Genomic DNA, 15121 nt, shown 5'->3' on the forward strand with positions numbered 1-15121 from the left:
TAATAGGAACGATTCTTTTTATGACAGCAAGTAACTGGATAAATATGATTTGGAAAGGGGGCGCACGTAAAGCGAATGGCCGGGCAACGGGAGATCGCATCGGTTGACTCGATGTCATGAAAAGAAGGGTCCAGTTATTTTATGTCACGGTATGAGACGAGGTTGTGTTGGGAAATCGCATACAGGCCCGCTCATGCCGGTAGATTTGGGGGAGCTGTGTATGAAAAGAATGCGGCGTCTGTCCAGAGGCAGACGCAGGCGCAGAAGTGCTCTTTTGCGATTCAGTAGAAGGGCGCTTGCTCTGGTATTGGCGTTGTCGCTGATCAATTTGCCGTACTTCAGTATCCTGGTGTCGGCGGCCGGGGCGATTTCGCTTTCGCTGCAAAAGACGGTAGACAAGACGACGGCGCTGCCGGGCGAAACGATCACGTATACGATCAAGTACGCCAATCCGAGCACGACGGACGATGCAGAGCACATGGTCATTACCGATGTGCTGCCTGCAGGGCTGGAATATGTCGGTGCCGATACGTCGGTCGATGTGGCGAGTGTGGATACGAGTACGCCGGGGACGGTCAAATTTGTGATGGTCCATCCGCTGTCGGCAGGAAAGACGGGGGTTCTCAAGCTAAAGACCCGGTTCAAGCCGGGTACGACCTTAGCGGGAGATACGGCGCAAAATACCGCGACGGCCAAGGCGGATAACAGCGCTGTGGCGACGGCGACGGCGCCTGTCGTGACGGCGCAGGTGAACGCGCCCGACTGGTCGATCAGCAAAAGCAAGCTGCTGCCGGCGATTGATCCGACGATGGACAGTCCTGTCACGTATCGAATGACGCTGCAGGGCAACAGCGCCATAGGCGGCACGAATATTCAGAACGTGCGGGTGGTCGATACGCTGCCGGCCGGCGCTACGTTCCTGTCGGCTTCCGGCGGCGGGGTGTACGATTCCGTATATGGAAGCGTCGCTTGGGATTTGCCGGTGCTTAATGCCGGCCAGAGCGTATCGTACAATGTCGTGCTGAGCTATCCGGGAGCGACATTCCATGCCGGAGATACGGTGACCAATTCGGTCTATGCGGCAGGCACGGATTTGTCGGGAGCGTCGCTGATGACCAATATCGCGACGGCCACGCATATGCTGACCGGACCCACGCCGGGAGTTTACGGCATTCACAAGGAGTCCCGGCAAGCGAGTGACGAGTATGCGATCGGGCAGACAGTAGCGTACAAGATCAACGGCTTCGGCAATCAGGGGAACGTCGATCTGGATACGTTTACGGTGGAAGACGCGATTCCGGATGCGATTGAGCTGGCCGGTGTTTCTACGGGCTCTTACACGAATAACGCAGGCGTCAATGTCACCGTCCAGTATCAGATTAACGGGATCAATACCTGGCATGATTGGACGGGTGGAGTTGGCCTCAGCACAGCTGCGGACCAGTCGCTGAACGTATCCGCTTTGGGACTGGCGGGCAGTGATTATGTATCCAGGGTGCGCTGGGTGTTCGGTGCGGTGCCGGCCAGCTTCCGCATCGCTTCCGATATCCAGCTGCAGGGGACGCTGCTTGGCGTCGACCACGCGAGTGCGCCGGTCGCGGTGAACGATACGATCACCAATACGGCGACGCTGAACGCGTCGTACGGAGCGACGCCTTTGAGCAGCAGCTCCAGTGTGACGATCAAGGCCGTCAATCCGAGACCGTGGATCGTCGCCGCCAAATCGGTCGTAGGCAGCGCATCGGTGCGCGAAGGCGATACGGTGACGTATCAGCTGCGGATTCAGAACCATCCGTTTGCGACAGGCGATCTGACGGCTCCGGAGATCGTGGACTTTTTCCCGGAGGATAAGCTGGACAGCTATACGGTTGTCGGCATCGATCAGTCGCACGCCACCACGCCGGATGCAGCGCCTGTAGCGACCTCCTACGACAAGGTCATTGGCGCCGATACGTTCAAAGCGAAGCTGTGGACGTTCGCCAATGCGGTGCTGAAGCCGGGCGACTATATCGACGTGACCGTGCGCGGAACTGTGAAAACGGGCGCGCCGAATGGTAACTTCGGCAATACGATGTTTGCCACGACGACGGCTACGAACGACTACAAGGGCACGACGGTTGACGACACGACTGATGACCGGGATAATGATGGCAATACGCAAAAATTCGTCGCTTCTACGGCGAATGTCTACGTCAAGTTTACCGGCTCGCTGGATTCAGTGAAATGGGTAAAAGGCGAGCTTGACGGCGTATTCACCAAATATCCGGCCAACGGGGAAACGCTGCCCGGCGGCAAAGCCATGTATCAGCTGCGCGTGGGCAATACGAATTCGAACGGTCCGATTTCCAACATCGTGATCATCGACAAATTGCCGCGAATCGGCGATATCGGGGTAGTGGATACGAGCGCGCGCAGCTCGGACTGGCGGCCGTATCTGGTCAACGTGGTGACAGGCGCGGGCGGAGCGGCATTGGACCCGCAGATCAAGGTGTATTATTCGACGACGAATACGCCCGATCTCGGCGATATTTCCGATCCGCTGAACCGGACGCACCATACCGGCTGGAGCTTGACGGCGCCGGCGGATATTACGACGGTGACGGCGCTCAAGTTTGATTTTGGCAATATCACGTTAAATCCCGGTGAATCCGTTACGCTGGAATGGGATATGCGCGCGCCGGTCCATGCGCCGAGAAACAAGATTGCGTGGAATTCCTTCGGCTACGGTGCCACGTACCCGGATGAAGGCGGGCCGCAAGCGTTCCTCCCGTCCGAGCCGATCAAGGTCGGCTTCCTCGTTCAAGATCCCGATCCTGTGGGGACGGGAAATCTGGGCGATTTCATCTGGAAGGACACGAATGCCGACGGCATTCAGGATGCGGGCGAGGACGGCATTAACGGCGTGCTGGTCAATCTTTACAAGCATGGCGATTATTCGACGCCGTATGCGTATACGCGCACGTTTAACGATCATGTCAGCGGCAAGCCGGGATATTATGCATTCCCGAATTTGCCTGCCGACGATTATACGGTGGAGTTCGTCATGCCGGCCGGGTATTATCTTTCGCCGAACGACCGGGGGGCAGACGACGCCAAGGACAGCGATTTCACGCTGTATGACAATGCTTCGCGCACGTATCGCGTCAACAAAACGCTCGCTGCCGATGAGACGGATATGACGCTGGATGCGGGCATTTATACGAAGGGCGCGCTCGGCGATCTGGTGTGGGAGGATACCAATGCCAACGGCCGACAGGACGGCGGCGAGCCAGGCATCAGCGGCGTCACGGTTGAGCTGTATGATGCGGCTGATCTGAGCACATTGCTGCAAAGTACAACGACGAATGCCAGTGGCAAATACAGTTTTACGAATTTGGATCCCGGGCATTATCAGATCAAATTCCTGTTGCCAACCGGGTACAAGTCGACGCTGAAAAATCAGGGAAACAACACCGGCGACTCGGACCGGGATGCGGTAACGGGCTTCAGCGATACGATCACGCTCAGCTCGGGCGAAACGAACAATACGATTGACGCCGGCTTTTATCTCGGAGAGATCGGCGATCTGGTGTGGCATGACCGCAACGCCAACGGCGTACAGGATGCCGGCGAGCCGGGCGTGTCCGGGGTGACGGTGAAGCTGTATGATGCGTCCGATCTGACGACGGCGCTGCGGACGACGACGACGGACGCCAGCGGCATTTACAAATTTACCAGCCTGCTGCCGGGCAATTACGCGGTCAAATTTACCCGCCCTGGCGCATACGCCTATTTCTCGCCAAGCGATCAGGGCGCCAATGATGCCAAGGACAGCGATGCCGTTTTTGCTGCGCGAACGGATGGGGAAGCGATCGTCAGCGGTATTTCGCTGAGCGACGGCGGACGGGATTATTCCTTTGACGCCGGACTGTTCAACCCGGCAAGTCTGGGCGATAAGGTGTTCCTTGATGTGAACAAAAACGGGATCCAAGACATCGGTGAACCCGGCCTGGCAGGTATCACAGTCAAGCTGTACAGCGCCTCTGCGCCTGCAGTCGCCATCGCGACGACAACGACGGATGCTGCGGGGCTGTATCAGTTTACGAATCTGGACCCGGGCGATTACGTAGTGGAATGGACGGTGCCTGCGGGCTACGGCGTGACGGCCAAGGATCAGGGCGGCTCCGATGCGCTGGATTCGGACGCCGATCCGGCGACGGGCCGTTCGGACACTGTGACGCTTCAGTCCGGCGATACGAACGTCTCGGTCGACGCCGGATTGTATCAGCTCACGAACGGCACGCTAGGCGACCTCGTCTGGCACGACCGTAATGCCAACGGCGTTCAGGATGCCGGCGAGCCGGGTATCAGTGGCGTGACGGTGGAGCTGTACGATGCGGATACGAATGCGCTGCTAAATACCGCGACCACCGATGCCGGAGGGCATTATTTATTCACCAATCTGCCGCTGCTGGCCAATTACAAGGTGAAGTTCCTCAAGCCTGTCGGCTTTAAGGAAAGTCCGGCAAATGCCGGGGGAGACGACAGCGCCGATTCCGACCGCGATCCCGTGACCGGCTTCAGCCATACGGTATCCCTGCTGACGGTCGTCAATGATTTGACGGTCGACGCCGGCTTCTACCAAACGGCGCAGCTCGGCGATCTGGTGTGGGAGGATACGAATGCCAACGGCCGGCAGGGTGTCGGCGAGCCGGGCATCAGCGGCGTCACGGTCGAGCTGTACGATGCGTCCGATCTGACGACAGCGCTACAGAGCACGACGACGGACATCAGCGGCAATTACAGCTTCACGAATTTGGACCCGGGCAGCTACAAGGTGAAATTTATCAAGCCCGCCGGATACAAGTCGACGCTGCTGAATCAAGGCGATGACGCCGGCGATTCCGACCGCGATGCAGCGACAGGCTTCAGCGATACGATCGTGCTCGACTCTGGCGAGACGAACAATACGGTCGATGCGGGCTTCTATCTCGGTGAGATCGGCGACCTTGTCTGGCATGACCGTAACGGCAACGGCGTGCAGGATGCCGGCGAGCCGGGTATTGCAGGCGTCACGGTGACGCTGTACGATGCGTCCGATCTGACGACGGCGCTGCGGACCACGACGACAGACGCCAGCGGTCTCTACGCATTCACCAGCCTGCAGCCAGGACAATATGCGCTCAAGTTTGTCCGTCCGGGCGGGTATGCGTATTTCTCGCCTGTCGATCAAGGCGCAGACGACGCCAAAGACAGCGATGCCGCCTATACGCTGCGGACCGATAACGAAGCGTGGATTAGCAGCATTTCGCTGAATGAAGGCGAAAGAACGTATACGTATGACGCCGGGCTGTTCAATCCGGCCAGTCTCGGCGATACGGTTTTCCTTGACGCCAACAGCAACGGACAACAAGATCCGGGCGAATCTGGCCTGCCGAACGTCACGGTCAAGCTGTACAGCGCTGCGGCACCTGCTGCCGCTATCGCAACGACGGTGACGGATGTCTGGGGCCAGTATGGGTTTGCCAATCTGGAGCCCGGCAATTATGTCGTGGAATGGACCGTACCGGCGGGCTACGGGGTGACGGCCAAGGATCAGGGCGGCTCCGACGCGCTGGATTCGGACGCCGATCCGCTGAGCGGACGTTCGGACACGGTGACGCTGCAGTCGGGGGACAATAACCTGACTGTCGATGCCGGACTTTATGAGCTGACCAACGGGACGCTGGGCGATTTCGTCTGGGATGACCTCAACGCTAACGGCATTCAGGATGCCGGCGAGCCAGGATTGCCAGGCGTTACCGTCGAGCTTTACAACGCCAATACGAATGCGCTGCTGAACACGGCGGTTACGGATGCGGGAGGGCAGTATTTGTTTACCCATCTGCGGCTGCTGAATCCGTACAAGGTGAAATTCCTCAAGCCTGCCGGCTTCAAGGAAAGCCCGGCGCATGCCGGGGCCGACGATAGCGTTGACTCCGACCGCGATGTGGTAACGGGCTTCAGCCACACGGTTTCTTTGCTGAGCGTCGTCAACGATTTGACTGTTGATGCGGGCTTTTATCAGCTGGCCCGTCTGGGCGATCTCGTCTTTCTGGACGCCAAGGTGAACGGCATTCAGGATCCGGGTGAAAAAGGCGTGCCGAACGTGCCGGTCAGCTTGTACGCATCGGGCGATTTGACGACGCCGCTGGCGACAACGACGACAGCAGCGGACGGCAGCTATTTGTTCGATCAGCTGGAGCCGGGCTCTTATGTTGTCGAGTTTGCGCCAGCCGGCCGTTATGTGTTTACTTACAAAAACTTCGGTCCCGATCGCGCCGTCGATTCGAACGCCAATGTGAACGGGCGGACAGATGCGATAACGCTGCAATCGGGCGATGATAACCGGACGATTGATGCCGGTATCTATATCTTCACGGGCGGCGGCAGTCCGCCGGCGATTGTGCCGGAAACGCCTACGCCGGAGCCAACTCCGCCGGCCGTTACGCCGACGCCGGCACCAACGCCGCCTCCGGGCGCGACGCCGCCGGGACCGGGTGCGCCGACGGCGACACCAGCGGTTACGCCGACGCCAGTGCCGTCGGAGCCTGCCCCGACACCGACGCCGCAAGCCGTCAAAACGGGCGAGAATACGCCGGTGCAAGGCCAGATCCCGCTGCCGCCGAAGACGGGTGAGGAAGAAAAGCCGCCGGTGCTCACAGTAATTGAGGAGCCTGCTAACGGCACCGTTCAATTAGCGGACGACGGCAGCTGGGTGTATACGCCGAATGAAGGCTTTACGGGCGATGATTCGTTCACTGTCAGCGTAGACGACGGAGACGGAGGCAGGAGCTTCCAGAATGTCGCTGTTGAAGTTACGCCGAAAAATGCGCAATTAGGTTCCAAAGCGGCTTCCAAGCCGCTGGCTTCGCTTGTACCGAAGACTGGGCAAGCAGACTACAGCAAGCTGTTTCTTGCAGGATTAATTTTGATTTTGGCAGGTTTAGCGGTGTTTGGTGCGACCTACTGGCGCGCCCGCCGCTCTAAGTAAGTCACACAGTTGGCAGGGGCACTTTTGAAGTGTCCCTGCTTCTATTCGAATGACGCTCGGGAGAGGACACGCCAATGACTTTGTCCAAACGTTTTACGAGAAAAAACAAACGCTTCACCGTCTTCTATGGGCTGGCAATAGCGCTGCTGTTTGCCGGCATCGTTGTCATCGCGATTGACGCCAGCATGCAGCATGCAGCACAAATCCGGTCACAGCAGTTGAAACAAGAGCTGAAACAGCTCTACCTGGCAGCGGATTCGTCTGCGGCCCGTTCCTCACTTACTTCGCCAATTCCCGCAGGCGACCAGGCCGATCCGCAGCAAGCCGCTTCCCCGGAAGCGGCGCAAGCGGAGCGCTGGGAGCGTCTGCGTGCCATAAATCCGGAAACCGTCGGCTGGCTGCGCGTCGAAGGCACCGATATCGATGATCCGATCGTGCAGCATGCCGACAATGCCTACTACCTCAACGTCGATGTAGCGGGCAGGAGATCGATGTACGGCAGCATTTTTATGGATTTCCGCTCGGATTTCCAGCGCACGCAGCAAAATATCGTCATCTATGGCCACAACATGCTGGACGGATCGATGTTCGGCAGCTTGCAAAGCTACAAGAACCGGACGTTTTTTGATGAACATCGCTTTATTTCTGTGGAAACGCCGTCTGCTTCGACGAAGTGGGAAATTTTCTCGGTGTATACAATTGATGCGCAGAAGGACGAGGTGGATGTGAATTATGCTGATGAGCAGGGACTGGAGCAGGCCGTCGATGGCTATCGCAAGCGGTCGCTGTTCCCGGGACCGTTGCTTGCGGACAATCCGGAGCGCCTTTTGACGCTGGTAACGTGCAGCAACGAAACGGACGATACGCGTCTGGTCCTGCATGCGTTCCCCGTTGCAGGCTCCTTGTGACGGTGCATGAAGCCGGCCAGGACGGAATCAGGCTGTGAGACTCTTGATTTTTTCCGTTTTTTGGTTAAGGTTAATGGGAAGCTATTTTTCAAGAAGGCTCCTGGGTACAAAGCTCGACCACAAGATGACACAGCAGCAGGAAGCTCTTGGAGAATCGCGCAAATGATGCAGGGAGCGTGCAAGGGTGAAGGTGCTGTTGGTCGACGACGAGCCGTTAGCGTTAATCGGGCTGCAAAGGGCTTTAGAGCGTGAAGTCCCAGGGATTGAGGTTGCAGCCTCCTATTCCAATCCGAAGGAAGTTATCGAGGGAGTTTCCTTGCACCGTCCCGAGGCGGTATTTCTCGATATACATATGCCGGAAATCGACGGGCTCAAGCTGGCCAGACAAATTCAGGCCGTCGTGCCGGGCGTAGAAATTGTTTTTGTCACGAGCTACGATCAGTATGCCGTACGGGCGTTCCAGCTGTATGCGCTGGATTATATCGTCAAGCCGGTGCAAAGCCAGCGGCTGAAGATGACGGTGCAGCGCGTGCAGGAAAAGCTGCAATTGAAAAAGCTGGTCAAAATGACGGACGCCGTTGCGCCCGTCATTTGCAGCTTCGGTCAAATTCGCTTTCAGCTGCCCGGTCAGGAAGCGATTGTGCCCAAGTGGCGTACGAGCAAGGTGCAGGAGCTATTTGCGTTTTTGCTCCATCACCGCAGTCAAATGGTGTACCGGAGTACGCTGTTGGAGCTGCTGTGGCCGGACATGGAGGAGACGAAGGCGGCTTCGCAGCTGTACACGGCCATGTACCATATCCGGCAAACGCTGAAGGCGTGCGGACTGGGCGAGACCGTGTCCATCCGGATTGGCGAGCTGGAGGCTGGCTACCGGCTCGAGCTTGGCGACGCGCGGGTCGATACGGACATGTGGGAGCAGCAGATGAGAGAGCTCGGCGTTATCAACGCTGGCGCAGTCAAGCGCTACGAGCGCGCGTTAAGCGGCTATGAAAGCGACTATCTGGGCAGCTATACCTATTTGTGGGCCGAGCATGAACGGGAGCGCCTGCGGCTGCTGTGGCTGCATCATATGATGATGCTGGGAGGCTTTTACTCGAGTAGCGGGTTTGCCGAGCGGGCCGTCGAGGTGTACCGCTGCGTGCAGAAGCTCTGTCCGGACGAGGAGGAAAGCTATTTGGCGCTGATGAAGCTGTACGGTTCGCTGGATAATCCCGCTGGCGTTGAGGAACAGTTCTTTCTGCTGAAAGAGCGAATCGAGCGAGAACTGGGCCTTCCGCTTGGCGATGAGGTGACGGCCTGGTACGCGACATGGAAAGCGGAGGTGGCAAGCCGAAGATGAGCAGGGCGCTGTGACGGCTGAGTCCGCATCGTTTTGTGCTGCTGTGCCTGCTGCTGCTGCTCGGTGTTTTATTGGCATTCATTTGATCTGGAACGGGAAATTGTTTGCGCTGGACGTCCCTATCAGGCGCATGATGGGGTCATCGATTTGCAGGGCTTGGGCTTTTTTTCATGGAACGAATGGCAGCGCGAATCCTTGCGATGTGATAACATGAAGCTGTTGCGATTTGATCCAACGGCGAAAAAATTTTAAATAACCGGCAATTCATCCAGCCTGTCGTTACCATGAGTTTACGAAGCTTGCTACTTGTCCATTCGTAAAATCCGTTCGGTTACAACTACAGACGAGCGCCGAGGGAGAACGGGATTGCATGAAATATCATTTTTATTTGGCAATTTTGCTGATTGCGGGCACGTGCTGCTCGATGATTCTGGTGTACCTCTCGTGGAAGCGAAGAGAGCTGCCGATTGCGATCAGTTACGGTCTGGGCGTGCTGACCGGGGCTTTTTATTCATTCGGGTATGCGTTTGAAATTGTCAGTACGAATTTGGAGCAAATCCGCTTCTGGCTGCGCATCCAGTATATTGGAATTCCGTTCGGAACGGTCTTCTGGATGATGCTGGTGCTCCAGTATACCGGGCGCGAGGCCTGGGTGCGCAAATGGCTTGTGGGGCTTTTGCTGGTCGTGCCGGTCATTACGTTATTCGCTCATTATACGAACGAGTGGCACCATCTTTTTTATACCCATATGAGCTTAACTCAGGTGGATGGCTTCCCGTTTGTCCATTTGGAAAAGGGGCCGTTCTACAAAATTCACGTTGTTTACAACTATGTGATTTTTGCCGTAGGGATGGGTATGCTGATCCGCATGTACGCTGGAGCCGGGTCGCGGATGAGAAAGCAGATCGCTTTTATGATTGTCGGTTCATGGGGTCCTTACGGGTTTACGCTCGTATATTTAAGCGGGATAATACCTTCGCCGGTCGACGTGTCGCCGTTCGGGTTTTTGGTGTCGGGCATCTGCTTCCTGTGGGGAATTTATCAATTTGATATGCTTCGTCTGGCCCCGCTCGCGTCGCAGAAGGTGTTTGCGTCGATGCAGGACGCTATTCTGGTGTTTGATCTGGAAGGGCGCTTGACCGAGTTCAATGAAGCGGCCCGGCTGGCGATTGCCGGTTTACAGAGGAAAAGCAGAGGGCAGCCGGCGCTGCTGGTGCTGGCCGAGTATCCGGAACTGCTGGAGCAGTTGACGGCGCGGCGCGCGTTTGTCGGCAAGCTGCAGCTGCCGGCCAATGGGAATGACCGCTCTTACCAGATTCAGGTAGCGATGCTCGGGGACAGCCAACAGCATCCGGTCGGTACGCTACTGCAATTAAGCGATGTGACGGAAGCCGTGCACGCGGAGGAACGACTGCAGGCCAACGCCCGCCAGCTGGCAGAGCTCAATGACTTCAAGGATAAGATGTTCAACGTATTGGCGCACGATATTCGTGATCCTCTGGCTGTGCTGATCAATTTAATGGAGCTGCTGGAGGACGAAATGGCGGAATGCCCGACCGATCATCGGGAAATCGTCGAGGAGATGGGGCAGCAGGTTCAGAATACGTTTGTGCTGGTCGAAAGCCTGCTGGACTGGTTCCGCGGGCAGCGTGGCGGCATGGTTTTCGATCCCGTAGCGCGTGGTTTGGCGCAGGCGGTGGAGGCGAATCTGAAGCTTTTGCAAGTGCCAGCCGATAATAAAGAAATACGCATCGTTTCTGAAATTGCCGACGATATCATGGTGTGTGCCGATAAAGAAATGCTCGATTTTATTATGCGCAACCTGTTGTCCAATGCGATTAAATTTACGACGCCCGGGGGCTCTATTCGGATTGGCGCGGAGACGGGAGAGCGGCGCGTGGTCTTCTCGATTCGCGATTCGGGCGAAGGGATGCCTGTCGTCCAAGCGGATATGCTGCTCAAAGAAAGTTATCCGCTTCCGATGACCGGGACGGCGGGAGAGCGCGGCGTGGGTCTCGGCTTGTCGTTGTGCCGGGAGTTTGTTCGCTTAAATCGCGGGGAAATCTGGTTTGAAAGCGCGCCGGGGCAAGGTACGACGTTTTATGTGTCGCTGCCCTGCCCTGACCTGATGCCTGAGCTGACCATGAACGGCGAGGAAGGATGACTAATGCTGAAGGCGATTCTCATTGACGATGAAAAAGCGATGCATTTGATTGTAAAGCGAATGCTGGCGAAGACGGGGGAAGTCGAGGTTACGGGGTTCTTTCGGGATACTGCCTCAGCGTTCGCGTATGTGAGCGACCATGAGGTCGATATTATTTTTGCCGATATCAGTATGCCTCGCGAGAACGGGATTGAGTTTGCGCAACGGGTGCGCCAAAGCGGCAGAGAAATCAAGATCGTGTTTATTACGTCCCATAAGGACTATGCGCTGGACGCTTTTGACGTAACGGCTTTCGATTATTTGTTGAAGCCCGTAGTTCAGGAGCGCTTGAGCCGCACCGTGCAGCGGGCGCTTGCTGACAAGAAGCAGGTCCGGCTTCCGCCAGAGCGAAAGCAACCGTTGGTGATGGAGCTGAATTGCTTGGGCCGTATCGACATTCAGCGTACGCCGGATCGGCGGGCGAAATGGAAGTCGAGCAAAAGCGCGGAGCTGTTCGGCTACCTGCTGCTGCATCAGGGAAAGCTAGTGTCGCGGACGCGGCTGATTGAAGATATGTTTGCCAGTATGCCGCACAAGAACGCACTGGTTTATCTGAACACGACGGTTTACCAGCTTCGCAAGGTGCTGGAGGGCCTCGGTCTTAAAGAGCAGCTGCATTCGGACAGCCAGCATTACGCTTTTCATCCCGGTCCTGCGTTTGTGGATTTTCTCGCATTTGAAGAAGGCTGCCGGAGGCTGGCGGTCATCGATGAAACGAATCTGGAGGAGGCTTTGCAGCTTGAACAGCTATATGCAGGCGATTTGTTCGGCGAATACGGCTTTGCTTGGGCATGGAGCGAGATTGAACGGTTTTCGCAGCTGTACACGTCGTTCACCCAGCGGTTGAGCCAGGCGTTGCTGAAACGGGGCGAGACCAACGCTGCGACTCGGCTGCTGCTGAAGCTGACGGCGCGCGATGAGCTGAATGAGCAGTCGTTTATGCTGCTGATGGAAGCGTTGGCGGCACAAAAAAACAAAGAAGCGCTCGTTCGCCGCTACGAGAAGTTCACGTCCACGCTGCGTGTGGAAATGGGCATCGCGCCGTCGGCGGAGGTTGCCGGTTTATTTGCCCGGCTGATGCTGTAGGAGACCGCTTGTGTGGAAAAAGAACCTTGTCGTACAAGGTTCTTTTTTTGTCGTTATTTATCATTTCGCCGTCATTGGGTGTACGTATAATGAGGGATGGCAGCTGTGCCAATATTTTTGATTTTTTTCGGGAGGCGTAATTCAGAATGTTTTTATTACGAAAGTTTACTTCATTAATGGTTCTGCTTAGTTTATTGGGTTCTTCCTTAAGCACGGCGGCAGCCGCTGAGACCAAGTCTGTTTCCGACTGGGAAGGCCATTGGGCGGCTACGCAAATTTCCGCCTGGCTGGACAAGGGGCTTGCCGGCGGTTATGAGGACGGCAGCTTTAAGCCGGATGCATCGATTACGCGTGCGGAGTTTATGGCTTTTGTAAACCGGGCGTTCGGTTTTACAGAGCAAGCTGATATCGCATTCCCGGATTTGACACGGACGGACTGGGCCTATGCGGATGTAGCGAAGGCCGTGCGGGCGGGTTATATTACAGGCTATGAAAATGGTGCGATTGGCGCCAATCTGCCGATCAGCCGCCAGGAGGTGGCGGTGATTGTCAGCCGTCTGCTCAAGCTGCAAGCGGCGGAGCCGGGTGCGGATGCTTCGTTTGGCGATGCCAGCGCGTTTGCCGGCTGGAGCGTGGCCGCGATTCAGGCTGTTGCGTCGGCGCACATCATGACGGGCTACGGAGAAAGCGGCCTGTTCAAGCCGGCGGCTCCAATTTCTCGTGCCGAAGCGGTCGTAACGCTGGATCGCGCCGTAGCAGCGCGGACGGTGACGTATGATCAGGCCGGTACATACGGCCCTGAAGCGGGAATCGAGACGATCGACAAGAACGTTACGGTCAATGCGCCGGGAATTACGCTGAAAAACATGGTCATCCGCGGCGACTTGCTGCTGGGTGAAGAAATCGGCGCAGGCGACGCTTACCTTGATAATGTCAAGGTAACAGGGAAGGTGACCGTACGCGGCGGCGGCGAGCACAGTATTCATTTTAATAACTCGGTGCTCGTTGATGTAATTATCGACAAGCAAACAGGTATGGGGACTGTGCGGATTGTTTCAGAAGGGGCGACTACGGTTGGGCTTGTCATTGTCAATTCGCCGGCGACGATTCAAAATACCGGCTCAGCTGGCTCGGGCTTCAGCACTGTCAACCTTAGCACGGCGTTACCAAGCGGTTCGAAGGTGACGCTGCAGGGAACCTTTGAAACGCTGAATATCAGCTCGACGCAAATTCAGGTTGATTTGCCGGAAGGCGGCATCAATAACGTAAATGTGAATTCAACGGCAACAGGCTCCTCCCTGAATCTGGGTCAAGGCACGCAAGTAAATTCCCTGATTTTGGACACGATAGTCAGCATGCTTGGTCCGGGGACGATTGTGGCGGCCAAAATCAATACGCCGGGCACGACTTTTGAGAATCCGCCGGCACAAACGTCAACGCCGATTCCATCGGCAACGCCAACACCGACAGCGATGCCGGGATCGCCGTCAGGCCCAGGGCCGAAGCCGACGCCGAAGCCAACGCCGAAGCCAACGACGACACCGACAGCGACGCCGACAGCGACGCCAACAGCGACGCCAACAGCGACGCCAACAGCGACGCCAACAGCGACGCCAACACCAACACCAACACCAACACCAACACCAACACCAACACCAACACCAACACCAACACCAACACCAACACCAACACCAACACCAACACCAACACCAACACCAACACCAACACCAACACCAACACCACATGCTCCGTCGGTTTCCGGGGTGTCGATCAGCGGAACCTATGTGGTTGGTCAAACGCTGACAGGAAGCTACGAGTATGAAGATTTGGACGGCGATGCCGAAAACGGGACGACGTATCAATGGTATCGTTCTGACGATTCAGATTATGCGAATCGCACAATGATTGCAGGAGCTACGGCCTTGACGTATGAATTGAAGACGGAGGATATCGGCAAGTATGTTTCTTTCGAAGTAACGCCGTGTAATCAGGGCACACCGGCCATCGGTGAAGCCGCCGAGCAGATCGCAGAAATGGCTGTGCACACGCTGCCTGTTCTGAGCATCGACGGATCGCTCTCGAATCATCTGCCAGTGGTTGTGGCCGATAATGTGATGATCGGGGATCAGGTATCGGTTTACGATACGAATGGCACTACGCTTCTCGGCTCGGGTGAAGCAGGCAGCTCGTCGCTCACAATTGCGCTCGATGCTTTAAGTCCGGGAACACACGAGCTCAGCGTCAAGGTCATCGATGAGTCGGAATCGATTAACGTTGTTTCACAAATCATGAGCTACACTGTTGATCCTGTGCAAATTGCTGCGGTTAACCAGCTGTCCGAGGGTGCAGGCCACATGGCGGTGCTGGATACGGCAGGTCAAGTGTACACATGGGGGGCGAACTGGAGTGGGGGAATCGGCGACGGAACGACGACGACGCATCCGGAACGGTTTGCTGTGCCGGGTCTGCCAAGCAATGTGATTGCGGTGCAGGCCGGTTTTGACCATACGCTTGCGCTGACAGCAGACGGTCATGTCTGGCAGTGGGGCCGCGGTGCAGGAAGAACGCCGGGT

Annotated in this window: 6 protein-coding genes; all 6 read left to right on the top strand. The window is 56.7% G+C overall.

Features of this window, described 5'->3' with window-relative positions; all coding sequences use genetic code 11:
• Nucleotides 1-274: 274 nt before the first annotated feature.
• Entirely contained in the window at nucleotides 275-7012 is a 6738-nt protein-coding gene (locus B5M42_RS10615) for an SdrD B-like domain-containing protein (protein WP_167690309.1), read from the top strand.
• A 74-nt stretch (nucleotides 7013-7086) separates the two neighbouring features.
• On the top strand, nucleotides 7087-7920 hold the full coding sequence (srtB, locus tag B5M42_RS10620) for a class B sortase (RefSeq protein WP_134757166.1): 834 nt from the start codon (nucleotides 7087-7089) through the stop codon (nucleotides 7918-7920).
• Nucleotides 7921-8104: 184 nt separating this feature from the next.
• Nucleotides 8105-9259 (top strand): response regulator, encoded by a 1155-nt coding sequence (locus tag B5M42_RS10625; RefSeq protein WP_134757164.1) that lies wholly within the window; start codon nucleotides 8105-8107, stop codon nucleotides 9257-9259.
• 370 nt (nucleotides 9260-9629) lie between these two features.
• Complete coding sequence (locus B5M42_RS10630; RefSeq protein WP_134757162.1) at nucleotides 9630-11423, top strand: sensor histidine kinase; 1794 nt, start codon at nucleotides 9630-9632, stop codon at nucleotides 11421-11423.
• Between the two features lie 3 nt (nucleotides 11424-11426).
• Nucleotides 11427-12548 (top strand): response regulator, encoded by a 1122-nt coding sequence (locus tag B5M42_RS10635; RefSeq protein WP_134757160.1) that lies wholly within the window; start codon nucleotides 11427-11429, stop codon nucleotides 12546-12548.
• Between the two features lie 146 nt (nucleotides 12549-12694).
• Nucleotides 12695-15121: S-layer homology domain-containing protein (locus B5M42_RS10640; RefSeq protein WP_230632838.1), on the top strand; the 2427-nt coding region annotated here is incomplete at its 3' end.

This window comes from Paenibacillus athensensis, assembly GCF_004514475.2.
Lineage (GTDB): Bacteria > Bacillota > Bacilli > Paenibacillales > NBRC-103111 > Paenibacillus_AL > Paenibacillus_AL athensensis.

Coding starts and splice junctions, on each gene's coding strand:
- B5M42_RS10630 (WP_134757162.1), top strand. CDS start 9,630: ATGAAATATCATTTTTATTTGGCAATTTTGCTGATTGCGGGCACGTGC.
- B5M42_RS10635 (WP_134757160.1), top strand. CDS start 11,427: ATGCTGAAGGCGATTCTCATTGACGATGAAAAAGCGATGCATTTGATT.
- srtB (WP_134757166.1), top strand. CDS start 7,087: ATGACTTTGTCCAAACGTTTTACGAGAAAAAACAAACGCTTCACCGTC.